Origin of the sequence: Aquabacterium sp. (assembly GCF_048860245.1) — a bacterium.
Taxonomy (GTDB): domain Bacteria; phylum Pseudomonadota; class Gammaproteobacteria; order Burkholderiales; family Burkholderiaceae_C; genus Aquabacterium.
Window position 1 is genome coordinate 24,205 of record NZ_JBLIZW010000048.1, and the last position, 23,111, is coordinate 47,315.

19 protein-coding genes and 1 riboswitch are annotated in these 23,111 nt (G+C 62.6%); of the genes, 10 read left to right on the forward strand and 9 right to left on the reverse strand.

The genetic code is table 11. From position 1 onward, the window contains the following. Positions 1 to 5: 5 nt before the first annotated feature. From ACMV18_RS05425 to purB, 3 genes are read right to left on the reverse strand one after another with little or no spacing between them, the layout of a single operon-like run. Positions 6 to 887, reverse strand: a complete 882-nt coding sequence (locus ACMV18_RS05425) for a fumarylacetoacetate hydrolase family protein (RefSeq protein ID WP_420817001.1) — start codon at positions 885 to 887, stop codon at positions 6 to 8. Positions 888 to 896: 9 nt separating this feature from the next. Next, entirely contained in the window at positions 897 to 1,736 is an 840-nt protein-coding gene (gene pyrF / locus ACMV18_RS05430; RefSeq protein WP_420817002.1) for an orotidine-5'-phosphate decarboxylase, read from the reverse strand. A gap of 15 nt (positions 1,737 to 1,751) precedes the next feature. Further along, positions 1,752 to 3,125: an adenylosuccinate lyase gene (purB, locus tag ACMV18_RS05435; RefSeq protein ID WP_420817003.1), complete on the reverse strand. Its 1,374-nt coding sequence runs from the start codon at positions 3,123 to 3,125 to the stop codon at positions 1,752 to 1,754. 275 nt (positions 3,126 to 3,400) lie between these two features. Here purB and ACMV18_RS05440 point away from each other — a divergent pair, with 275 nt between their 5' ends. Then, positions 3,401 to 4,021 carry a glutathione S-transferase gene (locus ACMV18_RS05440; protein ID WP_374257863.1) on the forward strand — a complete coding sequence of 207 codons (621 nt, stop codon included), beginning with the start codon at positions 3,401 to 3,403 and terminating at the stop codon, positions 4,019 to 4,021. On the opposite strand, the gene ACMV18_RS05445 is transcribed toward ACMV18_RS05440, so the two are convergent. Continuing rightward, entirely contained in the window at positions 4,018 to 5,673 is a 1,656-nt protein-coding gene (locus tag ACMV18_RS05445) for an FMN-binding glutamate synthase family protein (RefSeq protein ID WP_420817004.1), read from the reverse strand. The two genes, ACMV18_RS05440 and ACMV18_RS05445, sit on opposite strands and share 4 nt — an antisense overlap. Positions 5,674 to 5,783: 110 nt before the next feature. Continuing rightward, positions 5,784 to 5,858: riboswitch (SAM riboswitch) on the forward strand. A gap of 51 nt (positions 5,859 to 5,909) precedes the next feature. On the opposite strand from ACMV18_RS05445, the gene metX reads away from it, so the two are divergent. Continuing rightward, positions 5,910 to 7,073, forward strand: coding sequence for a homoserine O-succinyltransferase MetX (gene metX, locus ACMV18_RS05450; protein ID WP_420817005.1), 1,164 nt, complete (start codon positions 5,910 to 5,912; stop codon positions 7,071 to 7,073). A 10-nt stretch (positions 7,074 to 7,083) separates the two neighbouring features. Next, the gene (metW, locus tag ACMV18_RS05455) at positions 7,084 to 7,668 is read left to right on the forward strand and encodes a methionine biosynthesis protein MetW (protein ID WP_374257858.1); all 585 of its coding nucleotides are present in this window, start codon (positions 7,084 to 7,086) and stop codon (positions 7,666 to 7,668) included. Positions 7,669 to 7,707: 39 nt separating this feature from the next. On the opposite strand, the gene ACMV18_RS05460 is transcribed toward metW, so the two are convergent. The 4 genes from ACMV18_RS05460 to ACMV18_RS05475 all read right to left on the reverse strand — a co-directional run bounded on the left by ACMV18_RS05460 (position 7,708) and on the right by ACMV18_RS05475 (position 13,833). After that, entirely contained in the window at positions 7,708 to 8,778 is a 1,071-nt protein-coding gene (locus tag ACMV18_RS05460; protein ID WP_420817006.1) for a porin, read from the reverse strand. A gap of 175 nt (positions 8,779 to 8,953) precedes the next feature. Beyond that, on the reverse strand, positions 8,954 to 10,021 hold the full coding sequence (locus ACMV18_RS05465; protein WP_420817007.1) for a porin: 1,068 nt from the start codon (positions 10,019 to 10,021) through the stop codon (positions 8,954 to 8,956). Between the two features lie 273 nt (positions 10,022 to 10,294). Continuing rightward, positions 10,295 to 12,148 (reverse strand): DNA helicase RecQ, encoded by a 1,854-nt coding sequence (recQ, locus tag ACMV18_RS05470; protein WP_420817008.1) that lies wholly within the window; start codon positions 12,146 to 12,148, stop codon positions 10,295 to 10,297. Positions 12,149 to 12,261: 113 nt separating this feature from the next. After that, entirely contained in the window at positions 12,262 to 13,833 is a 1,572-nt protein-coding gene (locus ACMV18_RS05475) for a methyl-accepting chemotaxis protein (RefSeq protein WP_374257853.1), read from the reverse strand. Between the two features lie 268 nt (positions 13,834 to 14,101). Here ACMV18_RS05475 and ACMV18_RS05480 point away from each other — a divergent pair, with 268 nt between their 5' ends. The 7 genes from ACMV18_RS05480 (at position 14,102) to ACMV18_RS05510 (ending at position 22,334) form a co-directional block, all read left to right on the forward strand. Then, positions 14,102 to 14,890 (forward strand): SDR family NAD(P)-dependent oxidoreductase, encoded by a 789-nt coding sequence (locus ACMV18_RS05480; protein ID WP_420817009.1) that lies wholly within the window; start codon positions 14,102 to 14,104, stop codon positions 14,888 to 14,890. Positions 14,891 to 15,016: 126 nt separating this feature from the next. After that, positions 15,017 to 15,730, forward strand: a complete 714-nt coding sequence (locus tag ACMV18_RS05485) for a TetR/AcrR family transcriptional regulator (RefSeq protein ID WP_420817010.1) — start codon at positions 15,017 to 15,019, stop codon at positions 15,728 to 15,730. 6 nt (positions 15,731 to 15,736) lie between these two features. Then, positions 15,737 to 17,344 (forward strand): carboxyl transferase domain-containing protein, encoded by a 1,608-nt coding sequence (locus ACMV18_RS05490; RefSeq protein ID WP_420817011.1) that lies wholly within the window; start codon positions 15,737 to 15,739, stop codon positions 17,342 to 17,344. Between the two features lie 24 nt (positions 17,345 to 17,368). Further along, positions 17,369 to 18,154 (forward strand): enoyl-CoA hydratase/isomerase family protein, encoded by a 786-nt coding sequence (locus ACMV18_RS05495; protein WP_374257849.1) that lies wholly within the window; start codon positions 17,369 to 17,371, stop codon positions 18,152 to 18,154. Positions 18,155 to 18,156: 2 nt separating this feature from the next. Beyond that, complete coding sequence (locus tag ACMV18_RS05500; RefSeq protein ID WP_420817012.1) at positions 18,157 to 20,148, forward strand: acetyl/propionyl/methylcrotonyl-CoA carboxylase subunit alpha; 1,992 nt, start codon at positions 18,157 to 18,159, stop codon at positions 20,146 to 20,148. Positions 20,149 to 20,180: 32 nt separating this feature from the next. Further along, complete coding sequence (locus tag ACMV18_RS05505; RefSeq protein WP_420817069.1) at positions 20,181 to 21,089, forward strand: hydroxymethylglutaryl-CoA lyase; 909 nt, start codon at positions 20,181 to 20,183, stop codon at positions 21,087 to 21,089. A 66-nt stretch (positions 21,090 to 21,155) separates the two neighbouring features. Further along, on the forward strand, positions 21,156 to 22,334 hold the full coding sequence (locus ACMV18_RS05510; protein ID WP_420817013.1) for an isovaleryl-CoA dehydrogenase: 1,179 nt from the start codon (positions 21,156 to 21,158) through the stop codon (positions 22,332 to 22,334). On the opposite strand, the gene ACMV18_RS05515 is transcribed toward ACMV18_RS05510, so the two are convergent. Next, a complete protein-coding gene (locus ACMV18_RS05515) occupies positions 22,335 to 23,099 on the reverse strand; it encodes a class II glutamine amidotransferase (protein WP_374257845.1) in 765 nt (254 codons plus the stop codon). Between the last annotated feature and the right edge of the window lie 12 nt (positions 23,100 to 23,111).

A 23,111-nucleotide genomic window follows, 5' to 3' on the forward strand; every position in this document is an offset into this window, starting at 1 on the left:
TCGCCTTATTCGGCTTCGTCGACGCAGTGCGCCACGATGGAGCCCAGGCTCTCGATCTCGACCTTGACAGTGTCACCGGCCCGCAGGAACTTGGGCGGGTTGAACGCCGCGCCCACGCCGGCACAGGTACCAGTGAAGATCACATCGCCCGGCTCCAGCGTCATCACTTGCGTGAGCTGCGCAATCTGTGCCCACACGTTGTGCATCATCAGGCGCGTGTTGCTGTGCTGGCGCAATTCGCCATTGACCCAGCAACGCAGTTCCAGCGCGTGCGGGTCATCGACCTCGTCGGCCGTGGTGATCCAGGGTCCAAACGGCGCATGGGTGTCAAACGACTTGCCCAACGTCCATTGCGAGGTGCGTTTCTGGATGTCACGCACCGACACATCATTGCCCACGGCATAACCAAACACCACTTCGTGCGCCCGATCAGCAGGCACATGGCGGCAACGCTGACCAATGATGGCCACCATCTCGCCTTCGTAGTCCGTCATCTGCGAGATGCGCGGCAGCACGATGTCATCAAAGGGCGCGTGAATGGCGTTGGCCAGCTTGGGAAACCAGATCTGGTGCTCAGGCACCGTCCGGGACTCGCCCACGATGTGCTCGTTGACGTGCTCCAGGTAGTTCAACCCGATGGCCAGGGTTTTGCCCGGACGCGGCACCGGCGCCAGCACGTGCACGTCGTCCAGCGAGGCATCGGCGGCCGCGTGTTCACGCAAGGCTGCCACCTCATCCTTGAACGCCGCCCAGCGCGAGATCAAATCGATCATGGGTTGGTGCGGCGACAACACGCCGCCCAGTGCACGCCCCAGAGAAATGATCTCGGAGCCGCGCACCAGCCCCACATCCGTCTGCCCCTGGTATTCGTAGGTGCACAGATGCATGGCCCGACCTCAGCGTGCGGCGTTCAGCGCGTCGCGGGTTTCTTGCGCCACGCGCCGCGCCGCGCTGGCAAAGTCATCGCCACTGCTGGCGTACAGCACCGCACGCGAACTGTTGACCACGATGGTGCCGGTGATGGCCCCGCTGGCATCGGTGGTCAGACCAGCCTTGACCGTGGCCACGGCATCGCCACCTTGCGCGCCCACACCGGGGATCAGCAAAGGCAGCGTCGGCGCCAGTTCACGTACGCGGGCAATTTCTTCGGGGAAGGTCGCGCCCACCACCAGGCCCATTTGCCCATTGGTGTTCCAGGGGCCTTGCGCCTGCTTGGCAATGTGCTCGTACACGCGTGGCTGGCCTTCCACATCGGCCAGACGCAGGTTCTGCAGGTCCGAGCCCCCCGGATTGGACGTGCGACACAGCAGGATGACACCCTTGCCTGGGTACTTCAAGAAGGGCTCCATCGTGTCAAAACCCATGAAGGGCGACAGCGTCACCGCATCGGCCTGATAGCGCACGAAGGCTTCGCGGGCGTACTGGTCGGCGGTCGAGCCGATGTCACCGCGCTTGGCATCCAGGATCACCGGCACCTGCGGGGCCGCACGGCGCATGTGCGCCATCAGCCGCTCCAGTTGGTCTTCCGCACGGTGGGCCGCAAAGTACGCGATCTGCGGTTTGAACGCACAGACCAAGTCCTTCGTGGCGTCCACGATGGCCGCGCAGAAGTCATAGATGCGATCAGGCTGGCCCTTCCAGGCCCCCGGGAACTTCGAGGGCTCAGGGTCCAGGCCCACGCACAGCAACGAGTTGTTCTGCTGTTGTGCGTGACGCAGTTGCTCGGTGAAGATCATCGCTGCGCCTTTGCCTTACTTGCCGATGCGCTGAGCCAGCTCAACGGCCTTGCCGATGTAGTTGCCAGGGGTCATGCCCATCAGACGGGTCTTCTCGTCTTCCGGCAGTTCCAGGGTCTCGATGAAAGCCTGGATGGACTCCTTCGTGATGGCCTTGCCGCGGGTCAACTCCTTCAGACGCTCATAGGGGTTGGGCAATGCGTAGCGGCGCATCACGGTCTGGATGGGCTCGGCCAGCACTTCCCAAGCGTTGTCGAGGTCATCGGCCAAGGCTTGCGGGTTGACTTCCAGCTTGCCCAGACCACGTGCCAGGCTGTCATAGGCCAGCAGGGTGTAACCGAGGGCCACGCCCATGTTGCGCAGCACGGTGGAGTCGGTCAGGTCACGCTGCCAGCGGCTGATCGGCAGCTTCTGGCTCAGGTGGGTCAGCACAGCGTTGGCCAGGCCCAGGTTGCCTTCGGCGTTTTCGAAGTCGATCGGGTTGACCTTGTGCGGCATGGTCGACGAACCGATTTCACCGGCCTTGGTCTTTTGCTTGAAGTAGCCCAGGCTGATGTAGCCCCACACATCGCGCGACCAGTCGATCAGGATGGTGTTGGTGCGGGTGACGGCATCAAACAGTTCGGCCATGTAGTCATGGGGCTCGATCTGGATGGTGTAAGGGTTGAAGGTCAGGCCCAGTTGGTTCTCGATCACGCTCTGGCTGAACGCCTCCCAGTCCTTGTCCGGGTAGGCCGACAGGTGGGCGTTGTAGTTACCCACGGCACCGTTCATCTTGGCCAGCAGCTTGACGTCGGCAATGCGCTCACGGGCATTGGCCAGGCGGGCCACCACGTTGGCCACTTCCTTGCCCACGGTGGTGGGCGAAGCGGTCTGGCCATGGGTGCGGCTCAGCATGGGGATCTCGGCCAGCGAGTGGGCCAGGCCGCTCAGCGTGCCGATCAGGCCGTCGATGGTTGGCAGCACCACTTGCTCACGAGCCGCCTTCAGCATCAGGCCGTGGCTGGTGTTGTTGATGTCTTCCGACGTGCAAGCAAAGTGCACGAACTCACCGGCCTTTTCCAACTCGGGGTGCGTGGCAAAGCGCTGCTTGATCCAGTATTCCACGGCCTTGACGTCGTGGTTGGTGGTCTTTTCGATGTCCTTGATGGCTTGGGCATCGGCTTCCGAGAAGCGGGACACCAGACCACGCAGGTACGAGCGGGCCGCGTCCGACAGCGGCGCAAACTCAGGCAGACCGGCGTCCGACAGGGCAATGAACCACTCGATTTCGACTTGCACGCGGCGGTGCATCAGACCGAATTCGGACAACAGCGGGCGCAGAGCGGACACCTTGGAGGCATAACGGCCGTCCAGCGGCGACAGAGCGGAGAGAGCAGACAGGTTCATGGCGTTGTCCGAATCGTGAAACGGTGAGACGTGCGTGCTCGCGCCCATGCAGGCGCAAGCCAATCTGCCATTTTACCGCCGCAGACCCACCAGAAGATCAAGCCCCAGCAAGGAGTTCACGAACCCTCATTCGCACTCAAAAACAGAACAGTATCGATCGCACCACACCTCCTCGACCACCCCCTTCGAGGGAATGACCCCAGATTCCGGCGTAAAGAAACGCAAATCGGCCACAGACTCATAAAATTGTCAGGACTCTCACACTGCGACACAGCATGAAACTGATTGGATCCCTCACCAGCCCGTTCGTCCGCAAGGTCCGCATCGTGCTGGCTGAAAAGAAACTGGACTACAAGTTCATCGTGGAAGACGTGTGGGCGGCCGACACCCGGATCGCCGAAGCCAACCCGCTGGGCAAGGTACCTTGCCTGGTCATGGAAGGGGGCGAGGCCATTTTTGACTCACGGGTGATCGTTGAGTACGTCGATACCCTGTCGCCCGTTGGCAAACTCATCCCGCTGACCGGCCGCGAACGTGTGGAAGTGCGCACGTGGGAAGCCCTGGCTGACGGTTTGCTGGATGCTGCTGTGCTGGCCCGCATGGAAGCCACCTGGAATGGGCGGACCGAGGCCCAACGCAGCCAGGCCTGGATCGACCGCCAGACCACCAAGATTGACGCCAGCTTGCAGGCCATGAGCAAGGGCTTGGGCGAGCGCCCCTGGTGCACCGGCACCCACTACAGCCTGGCCGACATCGCCGTCGGTTCGGCACTGGGCTACCTCGACTTCCGCTTTCCGCAGATCGACTGGCGCGAGCGTCACCCGAACCTGGCCAAACTCGCCGAGAAATTGGCGCAACGTCCCAGCTTCGCCGACACCGCTCCGCCCGTGGCCTAAGGCTTCAAGGCAAACGAGTCGGCACTGACTCGCCTCCAGAACTGTTCAAACACAGCCTGGGGCCACGCCCCTTCGCCCCGCTCGGCGGCCAGCAAGGCGCCCTCTGTGGCAAACGGCAACAAATTCGACAACCGTCGAACCTCGGTACCCGAGACACGTCGCACGATGTGATCGGCCGTGATCTCCGACGGATGATGCAAGCCAGCTGCCTGCATCAACTCCTTGAGCGCCAACAAGGTGTTGCGATGAAAGCGGTACACACGCTCAGCCTTGTCGGGCACCACCAGCGCCCGCTGCCGCAGGGGATCTTGTGAGGTCACCCCCGTCGGGCAATGGCCCGTGTGGCAGGTTTGCGCCTGAATGCACCCCAGCGCAAACATGTACCCACGCGCGGCATTGCACCAATCGGCCCCCAGCGCCATGGCCCGCGCGATGTCAAACGCGCTGATCACCTTGCCCGCACAGCCCAGCTTGATGCGATCACGCTGACCGATCCCGACCAAGGTGTTGTGCACCAACAGCAAGCCTTCCTGCAATGGCGCCCCCACATGGTCGGCAAACTCCAGCGGCGCTGCTCCGGTGCCGCCCTCGGCCCCATCGACCACGATGAAGTCCGGCCACAGGTTGGTCGTCTGCATGGCCTTGACCATGGCAAACCACTCCCAGGGGTGGCCAATGCAGAGCTTGAACCCCACCGGCTTGCCACCCGACAACTGCCGCAATTGCTCGATGAACTGCATCATCTCAAGGGGCGTTGAAAATGCCCGATGGGCCGCGGGGGACACACAGTCCTGGCCCATGGGCACACCCCGCGCCTCGGCAATTTCCGGCGTCACTTTGGGGCCCGGCAAGACCCCGCCATGCCCGGGCTTGGCCCCCTGACTCAACTTCAACTCGATCATCTTGACCTGCGGACTGCGCGCGGCCTGTGCAAACTTGTCGGGGTCAAATTGCCCATCGGGGGTGCGACACCCGAAGTAGCCTGAGCCGATTTCCCAGATCAGGTCCCCACCGGGCTCGCGGTGGTAACGACTGATTGACCCCTCACCCGTGTCATGGGCAAAGCCCCCTCGTTTGGCACCGGTGTTCAGTGCCAGCACCGCCGGCCCGCTCAAGGCGCCAAAACTCATGGCCGAGATGTTGAACACACTCGCGTCATACGGCTGGGTGCACGACGTGCCCACGCCACCAATCCGGATGCGGAAGTCCTCGGAGGCGATGTGTGAGGGCTGCATCGAATGCGTGATCCACTCGTAGCCCGTGGCACCCACATCCTTTTGCGTCCCGAACGGGCGCTTGTCAGGCTCCCCCTTGGCGCGCTGATAGACCAAGGAACGCTGCTGCCGTGAAAACGGCGCCGCCTCGCTGTCACTCTCGATGAAATACTGACGGATCTCGGGGCGAATGAATTCCAGCAAATACCGCAGATGCCCGATGACCGGGTAGTTGCGCAAGACCGCCCGAGCAGGCTGCCGAATATCCCGGATACCCAAGGCGACCAACGCCAATGCCAGCAGCGCCAACCACAGCCCCCAAAGCTGCCCTCGCCACACAAAGGCCTCTGCACCCAACACGCAGAGCAAGGCACACATCGCCAAGGGTGCATAGCGAATCGGCACGTGTTCATTCAACCGCGTCAACCACTTGGGCATCGCATCCTCCGAAGGCTCTTGCCATCCATCCTGGATGACCCTCATCATGCGCCAGCCAAACCCCTGACAGCAGCATGTTTCCCCTCATCGTGGCGGTTTGGCGCTACACTCCCGCACATAGCGCCGATTTGTCCGGATTGCGGGCGCTCAAAAAATTCCGCTAAAGAGGGCGCTGCTGACCGGCCCCTGCTTTGATGCGAGGCCGGTTTTTTTATTGTTTTGAACGTCGTAGCGTCATGTCTTCTCTCGGGGTTGTGACCCCTGCCTCCATGCACTTTGGCACCCCGCTGCCGCTGCAGAGCGGTTCGGTGCTCAAGGACTACACCCTGGTCTACGAGACCTACGGGCGACTCAACGCCGACCGCAACAATGCGGTTCTGGTCTGCCACGCACTCAACGCCTCGCACCATGTCGCAGGCCTGCATGCCGACGAGCAAGGTCAGCCTATTCCCAAGAGCCAGGGCTGGTGGGACAACATGATCGGCCCCGGCAAGCCGCTGGACACCGACAAGTTTTTCGTCATCGGCATCAACAACCCCGGCTCCTGCTTTGGCTCGACCGGCCCGATGCACACCAACCCCGACACGGGCAAACTGTATGGTGCTGACTTCCCGGTCGTGACCGTGGAAGACTGGGTCAACGCCCAAGCCCGCCTGCTGGATCGCCTGGGCATCGAAAAACTGGCCGCCGTGCTGGGTGGCAGCCTGGGCGGCATGCAAGCCCTGAGTTGGACGCTGCAACACCCCGAGCGCGTCAAACACTGCGTGGCCGTGGCCACGGCCCCCAACCTGTCGGCACAGAACATTGCCTTCAACGAGGTGGCCCGACGCGCCATCGTCACCGACCCGGACTTCCACGACGGCCACTTCTACGAGCACGGCGTGGTGCCCCGCCGCGGCCTGCGTGTGGCCCGCATGATCGGGCACATCACTTATCTGTCGGATGATGTGATGGAAGAGAAGTTTGGCCGCGAAATGGTCGGACGTGAGTTGGGCGGCGCCCCCCACTACAGCACCCAGGACATCGAGTTCCAGGTCGAAAGCTACTTGCGCTACCAGGGCGACAAGTTCAGCGACTACTTTGATGCCAACACCTACTTGCTGATCACCCGCGCGCTCGACTACTTCGATCCCGCACGCACACATGGCGGCAACCTGTCTGCGGCCATGGCACAGGCCCTGGCCAAGTTCCTCGTCGTCAGCTTCACGACCGATTGGCGCTTCTCGCCAGCCCGCTCACGCGAGATCGTCAAAGCCCTGGTCGACAACCGCCACGACGTCAGCTACGCCGAGATCGATGCCCCCCATGGCCACGATGCCTTCCTGCTCGACGACCCTCGGTACCACAACGTGGTGCGCGCCTACTTTGAGCGCATCCACTCTGAACTGACGGCTGGCTGAGGAGCGCAACATGAGTGAAACCCATCTGCATCATGTGATTGCGCAGCTCATTCCCCCTGGCTCGCGCGTACTGGACTTGGGCTGCGGCGATGGCGCGCTGCTGGCCCTGCTGCGCGACACCCGTCAATGCACGGGCTACGGCGTGGAGCTGGACGACAACAAGGTGCTGGCCTGTGTGCAGCGCGGCGTCAACGTCATCCAGCGCAATCTGGAAGAAGGCCTGAGCATCTTCGAAGACAACAGCTTCGACGTGGTGCTGCAACTCAACACCTTGCAGCATTTGCGCAATACCGAAGCCATGCTGCGAGAGACCGCTCGGGTCGGCCGACAGGGCATCGTCAGCTTCCCCAACTTTGCGCACTGGCCGCACCGGTTCAGTGTGCTGCGGGGACGCATGCCCGTCACCAAGACCCTGCCCTACCAGTGGTACGACACGCCCAACATCCGGGTCTCGACTTTTGCAGACTTTGAAGTGCTGGCGCGCAAGAACGGCCTGCACATCCTGGAGTCGTTTGGATGGCATGAAGGCCGCCGGGTCGATCAATGGCCGAACCTGCTGGCCAGCACCGCGGTCTTCAAGTTCGACCGCGCTTGATGAAAAAGGTGAGGGAGCCCCCCCTCACCTTCGTACCCATCAGAAGTTGTGACGCACGCCAACGGCGTAGGTGTAGCCATTCTTGTAGCCTGCCTGCTTTTCATCATCCAGCATGAAGGCTGCGTACACATCGGTGCGCTTGGAGAGCTTGTGGTCATATGCCAGCGACAAAATGGCATGTGTCACGCGCGGCGCGGTACCACCATGCGCTGCTTTCTCCGTGCTGGCACCGTACGATGCCAGCACCTTTCCAGCCGAGCTCACGGGCACCGAAGCGCCCAATTGGTACAGCGATGTTGCCATGCCTGCAGTACCGGCAAAGCCATGGTTCTCAATTTGGCCATACTGACCATAGAACTTGGCAAAGCCAGCGTCATAGCTGGCGCTCATCAAACCCAGCGTCTGGCGCTGCCCCTTGGTGAAGTTGGCCTTGGGTGCCTCCGCAGCTCCCACAGTTTGCCAAGTGCCCGCGAGTGCCAATGGGCCGGCACTGTAGTTCACTGCCACCGCGTAACTGGCGCGCTCACTGCCATCGGTCTGCTCACCTGGCTGCCCCTGAACCGTCGCGGAGAAGCCGGAGACATTGGGCGTGGTGTAGCTCACCGCATTGCTCCAGCCTGAGTCACCTTTGTCATTACCCCAGGTGCCATAGGTCAGCAAAACAGCCGGGGCAAAACCAAACGAACCACCAAATGGGTTAAAGATGGCCGTGTGCAGGTAGGGCAGCGCGATCTGACGACCCAGCGTCACCTTACCCCAATTGCCCTGCAGCCAGAGGTTGGCCGCACGGGACCAGAATGGATCAGACGTTCCGAATCGACCAGCAGCGCCCGTGTCTGGGCGCAAGAAGGCCTCCAGCACATAGCCTGCCTTGAGGCCATCGCCGAGGTCTTCCGTACCCTTGAAGCCGATGAAACTGGTCTCCATCGGATTGCCATCCACCTTGGTCAGCCGCGTATTGGCCGCGCTGCCTTTGAGACCGCTGGACTGAAAAGACCCCACCGACAGATCAATCAAACCATAGGTTTGAACCGTACTTTGCGCCTGAGCAGCCGAGGCAGCGCACAAGACAGTGATCAGTGCGGGGATAAAAGACTTCTTGAAGGACATGCCAACTCCTGAAAGCAAGTTTGGAAACTGTTCAATCGCCAAATTGCGTGAACTGTATACAGTTACGCAGTTTTCATGCCAACCCAAATCAGTGATTTGAGCGAAGTTACGCACCAGAAAATGAAAAAGGCGCCCCGAAGGGCGCCTTTTATGCACAAATCAGATCAGATGATGATCAGAAGTTGTGACGGATACCGATGGCCACGGATTGACCGGATTCCAGATCGGTGTTGCGCTCGTTCACGAAAGCGCCGTACACATCGGTACGCTTGGACAATTGATAGTCATAGCCCAGCGAGAACACTTCGTTCTTGGTCGAGTCTTCGCCTGCAGCCTTGCCCTTCTTTTGGCCGAACGAAACCAGCACAGCAGCCTTGTCGTTCAGAGGCACGGAAGCACCCAATTGCCAGATCTTGTCCTTGTAGTCTTCTTCAGTGGTGCCGACACGAGTCGTCTTCACGTCAGAGTACTGCAAGAATGCCTTGGCGACACCCAGATCGTAGCTGGCACCCAGGTTCCAAACCTTTTGGTCAGCCAAGTAAGCGGTGTTGGCGCTGGTGTAACCAGCCTTCACGTAGGTCAGCATGGCGCTCAGCGGGCCAGCGTTGTACGAACCAGCCAAGGTGTAGCTGTTCTTGGTAGAGGAACCAGCAGCTTCCTTCAGAGCAGCCTGGGCCACCACGTTGAAACCTTGCAGGTTGGGCGACTCATAGGTCACCGAGTTCACCCAGCCGGTGTCGAAGCCGAGAGCTGCGGAGTCAGCAGCGGATGCACCCAGATTGTAGAAATGACGCATGGTGGGCGACACCAGCATCGAGCTACCGAAGGGGTTGTAGGTGTAACCCGAGGTGAACAGGGGGTTGTCGTATTGGCCCAGTGCCACGCGACCAAAACCACCGCTCAGGGCAACGTTCGAAGCACGGCTCCAGAAGCCGCCAGCCATGTTGCGCGTATTGGGGCCGCCGGCTTCGCCAGTATCCGCAGCCAAGAACGATTCCAGCGTGAATTCAGCCTTCAGGCCGCCGCCCAGATCTTCCACACCAGCAAAGCCGATGAAGCTGGTGGTCATCATGCCGCTACGCACTTGGGTCGTACGACCAGAGTCACCCTTGTCGTGTGCGCCTTCCAGCGAAGCAACGCCCATGTCGACCAGACCATACAGCTTGACGCTGGATTGAGCTTGAGCAGCGCCAGCAGCAGCCAGCAGAGCGGCCACGGCCACCAGGGATTTCTTAGCAATCATCAAGTTCTCCTGTTGAGATGAACGAATCTGAACCGATTCACAACCAAAGGTGGGGCTCGTGAATCGTTGAGATCATTGTGGGACGGAAATTCCAACAAGTGCACTACAAGCAAGATGCATGCACACCAGTAGGTGGGTTTTCCCGCCTTTTTTGTGGCCGCTACACAACAAAAACCCTGCTGAAGTGCCGGCCAAAGACCTTAACGCACCCCGACGTCATCACGTCGACACATTGGCATGGCTCGATGTCTTCAGGCGCCGGCACTCAGCAGCTCACCGACCGAGCACCAACAGAATGGCGTCCCCGTAGGCCTGCAACTTTTTGGCGCCCACTCCGCTGATCTGCGCCAGCTCGCCCAGCGTCTGTGGCGCCGTCCGAGCCATGTCGGCCAGCGTCGCATCGTTGAACACCAGATAGGCAGGCAAGTTGTGTTCGCGTGCCACCTCCGCACGCCAGGCCTTGAGTTCGCCGAACCGGGCCATTGCGTCACCAGTCAGATCGGCCAGCATGGCGGCCTTTGCACCAGATTGGGGCGAACGACCTCGCGCACGCTTGGGTGCATCGGCGGGTTCGCGCAGTGTCAGTTGCACCGTCCCCTTCAAGACCGCTCGTGCGCTGTCGGTGAGCGCCAAGGTGTTGAACTCACCTTCAGCGACGACATATCCGAGGGCCACCAATTGCCTCAAGACGGCACGCCAATGGTTGTCAGACAAGTCAGCCCCGATGCCAAACGTGCTCAAGGTCTGATGTCCATACTGCGCCACCTTGTCGGTGTGCTTGCCGCGCAAGACGTCAATCAGGTGCCCCGCCCCGAATCGCTGCTGCCCGTGCTGCCAGAAGCGGTAAATGCAACTGAGCAATTTGCGGGCGGCCTCCGTGCCATCCCATGTGGCGGGCGGGTGCAGGCAGTTGTCGCAGTTGCCGCAAGGCTGACTGGCCTCACCAAAGTAGTCCAATAACCGCATCCGGCGGCAGTCATGCGCTTCCGCCAGCGCCAGCAAGGCGTCGAGCTTGCCGCGCTGAATGCGCTTGAACTCGTCTGAAGCGGGGCTCTCGTCGATCATCCGGCGCTGGTTCACCACGTCGGCCAGCCCATACGTCAACCAGGCATCGGCCGGCAGACCATCTCGCCCGGCCCGGCCTGTCTCCTGGTAATAGCCTTCGATGTTTTTGGGCAGGTCCAGGTGCGCGACAAACCGAACGTCGGGCTTGTCGATGCCCATGCCAAAGGCCACGGTGGCCACCATGATCAAGCCATCTTCGCGCAGGAAGCGGTTTTGGTTGCGCTGCCGAATGGCGGCGTCCAACCCAGCGTGATAGGGTAAGGCGGGAATCCCCTGCTGCGACAGCCATTCCGCCGTTTCCTCCACCTTGCGCCGACTCTGGCAGTAGACGATGCCCGCATCACCCTCGTGCTCATCGCGGATGAAGCGCAGGAGTTGCTGGCGCGGGTTGTCTTTTTCCACCAAGGTGTAGCGGATATTGGGGCGATCAAAACTGCTGATGAAGACCCTGGCCGACTGCAAATCCAGGCGCTCGATCATGTCGGCGCGGGTTTGATCGTCGGCGGTGGCCGTCAAGGCCAGGCGCGGGACATCCGGGAATCGCTCATGCAGGACGCTGAGTTGGAGGTAGTCCTCCCGGAAGTCGTGCCCCCACTGGCTGACGCAATGCGCTTCGTCAATGGCAAACAGGCTCAACAAGCCGCGTTCATGCAGGCTGGCCAATTGCGCCTGAAAACGCAGATTGGTCACGCGCTCAGGGGCGGCATAGAGCAAGACCAGTCGCCCCGACATCAGTTCACGCTCGATGCGCTGCGTGTCTTCGAGCGTGAGGGTGCTGTTCAGGAATGCAGCATGCACCCCCACTTCTTCCAAGGCCCCCACCTGGTCGTGCATCAAGGCAATCAGGGGGGACACCACGAGGGTGACGCCTAAGCCCGCACGATGACGTGCGATGGCGGGCACCTGGTAGCACAAGGACTTCCCGCCGCCAGTGGGCATCAGAACCAGGGCATCGTGGCCGGCCACCACATGGTCAACGATGGCCTGCTGCTGCCCTCGAAATGCGGTGTAGCCGAAGACTTCCTGAAGGATGGCCTGGGGCTGAGACGAAACGACAGACACGATGAGGGCAAGGACGCGACGAAACGCGCAAAGGCAAGGACGAAGTCCGCCATTGTGCGCCCGTCTGCCCGAGATCATGGCCCCATCGCACTTGAGAGCGATGGGCGCCCAACTCAGGCCTCTCTAAAGAAGGCGACGGAATTTTGAAGTGCCTGAGCTTGCTGCTCCAGTGACGCTGCTGCGGCGGCAGCTTGTTCGACCAACGCAGCGTTTTGCTGCATGACCGTGTCGATCGACCCGACGGCCTGGCTGACCTGGTCAATGTCCATGGCCTGCTGGCGCGTGGTGACGGTGATCTCCGAGACCACGTCCCGCACATGCCGCACGGCGTTGACAGCATCGGCAATGGTTTGACCGGCGCCGTCGACCAAACCGGAGCCACGCTCGACACGCGCCACGCTGTCGTCAATCAGGGTCTTGATTTCGCGGGCGGCCGTGGCGCTGCGCTGCGCCAACGAGCGCACTTCAGCGGCGACGACGGCAAAGCCTCGTCCCTGCTCGCCAGCGCGTGCAGCCTCGACGGCGGCGTTCAACGCCAGGATGTTGGTCTGGAATGCAATGCCATCGATGACACCAATGATTTCTGCCATCTTGCGCGAGCTGGCCTGAATGTCCTGCATGGTCTGGACGACGTCATTCACGGCGGAACCACCGCGTTCGGCCACATCGCTGGCGCGGGCGGCCAATGTTTGCGCCTGCTCGGCGTGCTCGGCACTCAGGCGCACCGCGGTCGACAACTGCTCGATGGTGGCGGTGGTTTGCTGCAGGTTGGACGCCTGTGTTTCGGTGCGGGACGACAAATCCATGTTGCCAGAGGCGATCTCTTTGGCGGCATGCGCCACCATCTGGGAAGCCTCACGCACCTGGGACACCACCCCGAGCAAGCTGTCATTCATGCGACTCAAGGCCCCATTCAGCAAGCTCACCTCATCGGTGCCATGTTGATCTAGGCGCCGCCCCAGACGACCGTCGGCCACGTCCTGCGCCACGGCGACGGCGGCCTGCAAGGGCTGCGTGATGCTGCGCATGATGATCACACTCAGCGCCACACCCAAGCCCACAAACACCACCAGGATGACCAGCAACTTCACACCCGCGGCTTGACCACGCTCGTGCATTTCATCCAGCCCGGACGCCCGGCCCTGCTGGGCGGCAGCCATGACAGCCTCAACCAACTTGTCCAAGTGTTCGGTGGGTGGGCGATCCTTGCCTTTGACGAGTTTGTCCACCGCATGCGCGCTCTGATCGGCATCGGCGACGGCGTAATGTTTCAGCGCCTCCAGATATTGCTGGCTCAGTGTCGACAAGGACGCCTGCGCCTGACTCACAGGCGAAGAGTCCAGCGCCAGCTGCGCATACAGCGTGGTCAGTTCTTTGAGTTGAGCCTGAGCCTTGTCGCCTTCTTTGATGAAGGCGGCTTTGTACTTGTCGAAGGCGGCCTGATCACCCCCGCGAAGCAACAAGTTTTTCCACTCTTGAATTTGAATTTTGAAGGTCACCTGGACCTCGCGCGCCAGGTTGACCGCCTTCTCGAAGTCGGCTGCCCGCTGCCCGCATGACTCAAATTGGGTCACATCCGCGCGATGCACTTGCCACGCCAATCCCCCCATGAGCACCATGCCCAGCAAGAGACTGATGGCCAATGCGGCCACGCGCACGCCGATTTTGAATTGATCCAATCGCATGGATGCTCCTTGTGTTCTTGTACTGCAGAGGCACCGCACCGGAACCACGTACACGCCAGCCTCCCCAGACCAGCCGCTCCGGTATCCATGAAGGCCCATCGGCCCCTGTTAAACAAACTTGAACAACTCGCGTAGATTGACGCAGAAATGCCGTGAATTGTCCGAATCCCTATCCATTCAGTGGCACAGCTTGGGGTTTGAACGGCTGCCGTGCCCCGCTTCATGGGGTCACACTGCCGCCCAACACATCGTGAGAAGGAGTCGTGTCGTGAAGCTGGCTGAATGCGTGGTCTTGGTGACTGGGGGAAGTTCGGGGCTGGGCGAGGCGGTCGCCAACATGGCGCATCAGCAGGGGGCCCGTGTGATCGTCGCCGACCGTGTGGCGCCACGCCCTGAAAGCGTGCTGCGTCAAGCAGACCCCGAGGGACAACGCTGGCACTGGCAAGAAACCGATGTCAGTGACGAGGCCCAGGCCGAACAAGCGGTGGCGGCCGCGATGTCGCGCTTTGGGCGACTGGACGCCCTGGTCAATGCCGCCGGGGTGGCGGTGGTGGAGAAGCTGCAGGGGCGAGAGGGCCCGCACCGACTGAGTTCGTTTCAGCGTGCCATGACGGTCAACCTGATGGGCAGCTTCAACATGATGAGACTGGCTGTGCCGGCCATGCTGCAATCCCCTGAGCCCGAAGAGCGCGACGCGCAGGCTTCGCGCGGCGTGATCATCCACACCGCGTCCGTGGCCGCCTTCGATGGCCAGATTGGTCAAGTGGCTTACGCGGCATCCAAAGGCGGCGTGGTGGCGATGACCTTGCCTGCGGCACGCGAGTTGGCGCGGGACCGCATCCGGGTCATGACCATTGCACCCGGCGTGTTCATGACCCCCATGATGGCCAGCCTGCCCGAGGCCGCGCAGGCCTCGCTGGCCGCCACGGTGCCGCACCCATCCCGCCTGGGTCAACCCGCCGAGTTTGCGGCCTTGGTGCTGCACATCATCGAAAACGATTACCTGAATGGCGAAGTGATTCGGCTGGATGCCTCGTTGCGCATGGCGCCACGCTGAAATCTGAGTCAAACTCAAAATGCGACACCCTTGAATGACACGATGCATTCAAGGGTTAGCCCTGCTCAGCAAGATGGCATGAGGACGGCATGATGAGCACATTTCTGAGTCAGACTCAAATTCATAGTGCCCACCGTCCAGCGACTCCCCTCCCGCAGCGCCCGTTCGCAGTCCCGCCTTCATGAATTGTTGAGTGCGGCTCGACGCGTGTTTTCCGAATGCGGCTACCAGCGCGCCACGATGGCGCAAATTGCGGAAGCCGCCGGGGTGTCCGAAGCCACGGTGTTCACCTACTTCGCGGGCAAGCGCGAGCTGTGCATCCAGGTCATCACGCATTGGTATGACGAGCTGAGCCGTGAGCTCGAACGCGATGTCCCCACTTTGCCCAATGTGCACGCCAAGCTGCGCCATGTCGTGCGAGCCCACCTGGTGACCCTGCTGGCCGATGGGTCGGGCATGTGCGCCCTGGTGCTGGGTGAAGGCCGCGCAGCCGAGCCGGAGTTGTCTGAAGCCATTGCCACCTGCAAGCGCCGCTACACCGCGCCCTTGATGGACGCGCTGTCGGCGGGTCAGGCACAAGGACTGGTGCGCGCCGACATGCCGCTGCGCCTGTTGCGTGAGCTGGTGTATGGCTCGATGGAGCATGTGCTCTGGGACGCCATCGCATCCGCCAAGCGCCCCGACATCGACGCCACCGCCGAGCAGCTGACCGAATTGCTGTGGAGCGCCCTGCAACCACGCGACGCCACCTTGTCTGCCCTGACCCGTCTGCGCGACGAAGTCAGTGCGGCCCTGGCGCGCGTCCCCTCTTCTTCTGCCGACCTGCCCTCGCAGGCTTGATTTGCCATGCCCGTCATCGAGAGCCAACTCAATCCGCGCAGCGAAGCCTTCAAGGACAGCGCACGCGCCATGCAAGCCCTGGTGGCCGATCTGGAAGCGCAATGGGATCGCATTGCCCAAGGCGGGGGGAAAGGCCCGCGCGCCAAGCACTTGGCACGCGGCAAGCTGCTGCCCCGTGATCGGGTCGAGCAACTGCTCGATGCCGGGTCGCCATTTCTGGAAGTGGCGCCGTTGGCGGCACTGAATGTGTACGACAACGCCTCGCCTTGCGCGGGTGTGATCGCAGGCATCGGGCGCGTGTCGGGCGTGGAGTGCATGATCGTCTGCAACGACGCCACGGTCAAGGGCGGCACGTACTACCCGCTGACCGTCAAGAAGCATTTGCGCGCCCAGGAAATCGCGCAGCAAAACCGCCTGCCCTGCATTTATCTGGTGGACTCGGGTGGCGCCAACCTGCCCAATCAGGACGAGGTGTTCCCGGACCGGGACCACTTCGGTCGCATCTTCTACAACCAGGCCAACATGAGTGCCGCCGGTATCCCGCAAATCGCGGTGGTGATGGGGTCGTGCACGGCAGGCGGCGCTTACGTACCTGCCATGAGTGACGAAACCATCATCGTGGCCAATCAAGGCACCATCTTTCTGGGTGGCCCCCCTTTGGTCAAAGCCGCCACTGGTGAGGTGGTGACGGCCGAAGACCTGGGCGGCGGCGATGTGCACACGCGCTTGTCGGGAGTGGCCGATCACCTGGCGCGCGACGATGCCCATGCCCTGGCCCTGGCACGACAAGCCGTGGCCCGACTGAACTGGCGCAAACAACCCGAGCTGGCTTTGCTGCCCGCGCGCGCACCGGCTTACGACGAGCAAGAACTCAACGGCATCATCCCCACGGACACCCGCAAGCCGTTTGATGTGCGCGAAGTGATTGCCCGCCTGGTCGATGGCTCCGAGTTCGACGAGTTCAAGGCCCGCTATGGCAACACCCTCGTGTGCGGCTTTGCGCACATCGAAGGCATGCCCGTGGGCCTGATTGCCAACAACGGCATCCTGTTCTCGGAAAGCGCCAACAAGGGCGCGCACTTCATCGAGCTGTGCTGCCAGCGCAAGATCCCGCTGGTGTTCTTGCAGAACATCACCGGCTTCATGGTGGGCCGCAAGTACGAAAACGAGGGCATTGCCCGCGCCGGCGCCAAGATGGTGACCGCGGTGTCGTGTGCGCAGGTGCCCAAATTCACCGTGATCATTGGCGGCTCGTTTGGTGCAGGCAACTACGGCATGTGCGGCCGCGCGTTCAACCCGCGCTTCATCTGGATGTGGCCGAATGCCCGCATCAGCGTGATGGGCGGGGAACAAGCCGCCAGCGTGCTGGCCACCGTCAAGCGCGATGGCATCGAAGCCAAGGGCGGCACCTGGTCGGCCGACGACGAAGAAGCCTTCAAAGCCCCCATCCGCGCGCAATACGAGGCGCAGGGGCACCCGTACTACGCCTCGGCCCGACTGTGGGACGACGGCGTGATCCGCCCCACGGACACCCGTCGCGTGCTCAGCCTGGCCCTGAGCGCGGCGCTCAACGCCCCCATCCCCGACACGCGCTTTGGCGTGTTCCGCATGTAAGCCCACACGCCCAAGGACCTCAGCATGTCGACCCTCGATTTTCGCCATGAAGGCGCCGTGGCGCACGTGTGGCTCAACCGCCCTGAGCTGCGCAATGCCTTTGATGCCGGCACCATTGCCGACCTCACCCAATGTTTCCGCCAACTGGCACAGACGCCGGGGCTGCGGGTGGTGGTGCTGGGCGCGCATGGCAAGGCATTTTGCGCAGGCGCCGATTTGAACTGGATGCGTGACATGGCGGGCTACTCGTGGGACGAGAACCACGCCGACGCCACCCGCCTGGCCGACATGCTGTGGGCCATTGCCAGCTGCCCGGTGCCAGTGATCGCCCGCGTGCAGGGAGATTGCTATGGCGGTGGGGTCGGACTGGTGTCCGCTTGCGACATCGCCATCGGCACCCATGCAGCAGGCTTTGCCCTGTCGGAAGCACGGCTGGGATTGGCCCCGTCCACGATCAGCCCATATGTGTTGCGGGCGATCGGTGAGCGTGCCGCGCGACGCTACTTCCTGACCGCCGAGCGCTTTGACGCCGCCCAGGCCCATGCACTGGGCCTGCTGCATGAGGTGGTGGATGCCGATGCGCTGGACGAGCGGGTCCACACGCTGGTGCAAGCCATGGTGAGCAACGGCCCGCAGGCCGTTCGGGCAGGCAAGCAACTGATTGGCGACATCGCCGGTGCGGCCATCACCCCCGCCTTGCGTGACCAGACCGCGCGGCACATTGCCGACCTCCGCGCCAGCGAAGAAGGACGCGCCGGACTGCACGCCTTCCTGAACAAATCCGTGCCGCCATGGCAGCAAGGTGAGTGACCATGTTCCAGAAGATCCTGATTGCGAACCGCGGTGAAATCGCCTGCCGTGTCGCGACCACCGCCCGACGCCTGGGCATCCGGACCGTGGCGGTTTACTCGGATGCGGATGCGTCAGCACGCCATGTGGCGATGTGCGATGAAGCCGTGCACATTGGCGGCAACCGCCCGCAAGACAGCTACCTGCGCGCCGACCGCATCCTGGCCGCTGCCGTGGCCACAGGCGCCCAAGCCATCCACCCCGGCTACGGCTTCCTCAGCGAGAACGACGCTTTTGCACAAGCCTGCCACGACGCCGGCGTGGTGTTCATCGGCCCACCGCCATCGGCCATCGCAGCCATGGGCAGCAAGTCGGCGGCCAAGGCGCTGATGGAGCGGGCGGGCGTTCCCCTGGTGCCCGGCTACCACGGCGACAACCAGGGCCCGGCCTTCTTGCAAGCGCAAGCTGACCGCATGGGGTACCCCGTGCTGATCAAAGCCAGTGCAGGTGGCGGCGGCAAGGGCATGCGCGCAGTCCATCAGTCGTCGGACTTCGCGGCGGCCCTGGCCTCGTGTCAGCGCGAGGCGCAGGCCAGCTTTGGCAGTGCGCACGTGCTGGTCGAACGCTATGTGACCCAGCCCCGCCACATTGAAATCCAGGTGTTTGGCGACACCCACGGGCACTACGTGCATCTGGGTGAGCGCGACTGCTCGGTCCAGCGTCGCCACCAGAAGGTGCTGGAAGAAGCCCCCGCGCCCGGCATGACCGCCGAGCGCCGCGCACAGATGGGCGAAGCCGCGGTGGCCGCCGCGCGCAGCGTGGGCTATGTGGGCGCAGGAACCGTCGAGTTCATTTGCGAGCAGGACGGCCGGTTCTACTTCATGGAGATGAACACCCGCCTGCAGGTCGAGCACCCGGTCACCGAGGCCATCACGGGCCTGGACCTGGTCGAGTGGCAACTGCGGGTCGCGGCCGGCGAGCCCCTGCCGCTGGCGCAAGCCGACATCCGTTTTTCGGGCCATGCCATCGAAGCCCGCATCTGCGCCGAAAACCCGGCGCAACAGTTCTTGCCGGCCACAGGTACCTTGCAAGTCTTGCGTGCCCCTGCACACCAAAGCTTTGCGGTGGCCCCGGTGCGCATGGACTGTGGCGTGCGGGAAGGCGATGCCATCACCCCGCACTACGATTCGATGATTGCCAAGCTCATCGTGTGGGGCGAAGACCGCAGCGCCGCGCTGGCACGGCTGGACGCCGCGCTGGCCGATCTGCACATCACCGGCTTGAGCCACAACGTGAGCTTCCTGAGACGCGTGGCGGCCACCCGCTCGTTCTCGCAAGCCCAACTGGACACGGCCCTGATCGAGCGTGAACATGCGGCCTTGTTTGAGGGCCCGCCCTTGCCCATCGAACACGCGGTCGCGGGCGCCATCTTGCGCCTGCACTGCGACGAAACCCGTCAAACCGGTGCCGACCCCTGGTCGCGCCCGGATCACTGGCGGCTGCACGGCCAGGCCCGCCGGGAGATTCGCCTGCATGTCGACGAACAGTCCCTGCGGGTGATTCAGACCGTGCAGGCCGACGGCACCTGGCAACTGAGCTGGGATGCGGTCACGGTGTCTGTGCGCCCCTTCAGCCTCTCTGACGGGCCAGTGCTGGACGCCGACGTGCACGGTCAGCGGCTGCGCCTGAGTGTGTACCGGCATGGTCAGGATCTGGATGTGTTCACCCCGGCCGGGCATGCCCGGGTGCAACGGGTGGACCCCTTGCATCAAGGGGATGCCAGCGGTGCCGGATCGGGGCGGCTGACCGCGCTGATGCCCGGCAAGGTGGTGGCCATTCTGGTTCAAGAGGGGCAGACCGTGAAGCAAGGCGATGCGCTTGCGGTGACCGAAGCCATGAAAATGGAGCACACCCTGACCGCTCCGCACGATGGCACGGTATCCGCCGTGCTGTGCGGGGTCGGCGATCAGGTGGCCGAAGGCGTGGAATTGCTGCGCCTGGACGTGGCTGCCTGACACCCTTACCAGATCACACCATGAGCCAGACAATGTTTCCTCCCCACGTCACCCTGGTCGATGTCGGACCCCGTGACGGCCTGCAAAACGAATCGCAACCTGTCCCGGCTGCGGCCAAGATCGAACTGGTCCACCGCCTGCAGGCCGCCGGCCTGCGCGAGATCGAAGTCACCAGCTACGTCAGCCCCAAGTGGGTCCCACAGATGGCCGACAACGCCGAGGTGATGGCCGGCATCCAGCGCCAAACCGGCGTGCGCTACAGCGTGCTGACACCCAATATGAAGGGCTTTGAAGGCGCACTGGCCGCCCAAGCCGACGAGGTGGTGATCTTTGCGGCGGCCAGCGAAGCCTTCAGCCAGCGCAACATCAATTGCTCGATCGCCGAATCCATCGAGCGCTTTCGCCCCGTGGCCGAGGCGGCCCGTGCGCACGGCATGAAGGTGCGTGCGGCGGTGTCGTGCGCGCTGGGGTGTCCCTACCAAGGCGAGGTGTCACTGGACACGGTTGAAGAGGTGGTGCAACGCCTGCTCGACATCGGCACCCAGCATGTGGGCGTGGCCGACACCATCGGGGTGGGCACAGCCGGCCGCGTCAAGGCCGTGATGGCGCGCGCCTTGAAGCATGTGCCCGTGGCCGAGTTGAGTGGTCACTTCCACGACACCTATGGTCAGGCACTGACCAACATCTACGCCAGCTTGAAAATGGGCATCCACACCTTTGACGCCAGCGTGGCCGGCCTGGGGGGCTGCCCCTACGCCAAGGGCGCCACCGGCAACGTCGCCACCGAAGACGTGGTGTACCTGCTGCACGGCCTGGGCATCCAGACCGGCATTGACCTGGACGCATTGGTCGATGCGGGAGCCTACATCTCGGGCGTGCTGGGTCGCAAACCGGTTTCACGCGTCAGCAATGCCTTGCTGGCCAAGCGGCAAACGTCCTGACGACGGCCTGCCCCGTTCCTTTTCCCATCGCTTTCGCTAACGAGACTGCTTACCGAGGAGACAAACATGAGCCTGCCGGGACTGAATCATCACCTGGGCGAAGACATTGATGCCTTGCGCGACAGCGTGCGGACCTTTGTGGACAAGGAACTGGCCCCGCGTGCGGCCGACATCGACCGCGACAACTTCTTTCCCATGGACATGTGGAAGAAGTTGGGGGACCTGGGGCTGCATGGCCTGACCGTGTCCGAGGCCTACGGTGGCACCAACATGGGCTACCTGGCCCACATGGTGGCCATGGAGGAAGTCAGCCGGGGCAGCGCCTCGGTGGGACTGAGCTACGGCGCGCACTCCAACCTGTGTGTGAACCAGATTCACCGCAACGGCACCGAGGCCCAAAAGCAGAAGTACCTGCCCAAGCTGGTCAGTGGCGATTTTGTGGGCGCGCTCGCCATGAGCGAACCCAATGCGGGTTCGGACGTGGTCAGCATGAAGCTGCGCGCCGACAAAAAGGGCGACCACTACGTGCTCAATGGCAGCAAGATGTGGATCACCAATGGTGGCGACGCCGACGTGCTGGTGGTCTATGCCAAAACCAACCCCGAGGCCGGCGCCAAGGGCATGACGGCCTTCCTGATCGAAAAGGGCATGAAGGGTTTCAGCAAGGGCCAGCACCTCGACAAGCTGGGCATGCGAGGCTCAAACACCTACCCCCTGTTCTTCGAAGATTGCGAAGTCCCCGTTGAGAACGTGCTGGGCGGCGAGGGCAATGGCGTCAAGGTGCTGATGAGCGGCCTGGACTACGAGCGTGCGGTGTTGTCGGGTGGCCCGCTGGGCATCATGCAAGCCGTGATGGACAGCGTCGTGCCCTATGTGCACGAACGAAAGCAGTTTGGTCAGGCGATTGGCGAGTTCCAGCTGCTGCAAGGCAAGTTGGCCGACATGTACACGGTGCAGCAAGCCGCCCGGGCGTTTGGCTACACCGTGGCGAAAAACCTGGATGCACTGGGCAGCGCGCATGCCCGCCACGTGCGCAAGGATTGCGCTGCGCTCATTTTGTGGACCGCAGAAAAAGCCACGTGGATGGCCGGCGAAGGCATCCAGATCTTTGGCGGCAACGGCTACATCAACGACTATCCGCTGGGGCGCTTGTGGCGTGACGCCAAGCTGTACGAGATCGGCGCAGGCACCAGCGAAATCCGCCGCATGCTGATTGGCCGCGAGCTGTTTGCCGAAACCGCCTGATCAGCCAGCCTGACAGGCCACCGCACCGTCCACAAAGGCCAGCAACTGGCCTTTGTGCATGGGCACCCAGGGCTCATCGGTGGTCAGGGGTTCGGTGGCCACCACCACCACGCGGTCGCCCGCCTGGGTGAGGTCAGCAAAGTCCACCTCAATGTCTTCGTCTTGCAGGCGTGCGCGCCCAAAGGGGTGCTGCCGGATCAGGTACTGCAGCTTGGTCGTGCAATGAGCCCACAAGGCATCGCCCTGACTGAGCATGAAGTTGAAAGTGCCGTGGGTGGCCACCTGGGGCACCAGCTCGCCCAGGGTGTGCGTCAACTCGGCCACCGAGGGCATGCTGGCATGGCTCTTGGCCAACTCCTGCATCAACCAGCAAAAGGCACGCTCGCTGTCGGTGTCGCCCACCGGGCGAAACGCGGCATGCAGCTTGGGCGCAAAGTCCACCAGATTGCCGTTGTGCGCGAACACCCAGTAGCGGCCCCACAGCTCACGCACGAAGGGGTGGCAGTTTTCCAGCACCACACGCCCCTGTGTGGCTTTGCGAATGTGGGCAATGGTGTTGCGGCTCTGAATGGGGTAGCGCTTGATCAGCTCGGCCACCGGCGAGTCTGCGGCCGCCAGATGGTCCACAAACAAACGCACGCCACGCCCCTCGAAGAAGGCGATGCCAAAACCGTCTGCATGCTCGCGCGAACGCTGGGCAAAGCCTGAGAAGCTGAAAACGATGTCGGTGGGCGTGTTGCCGTTCATGCCCAAGAGCTGGCACATGGGACGTGTCCT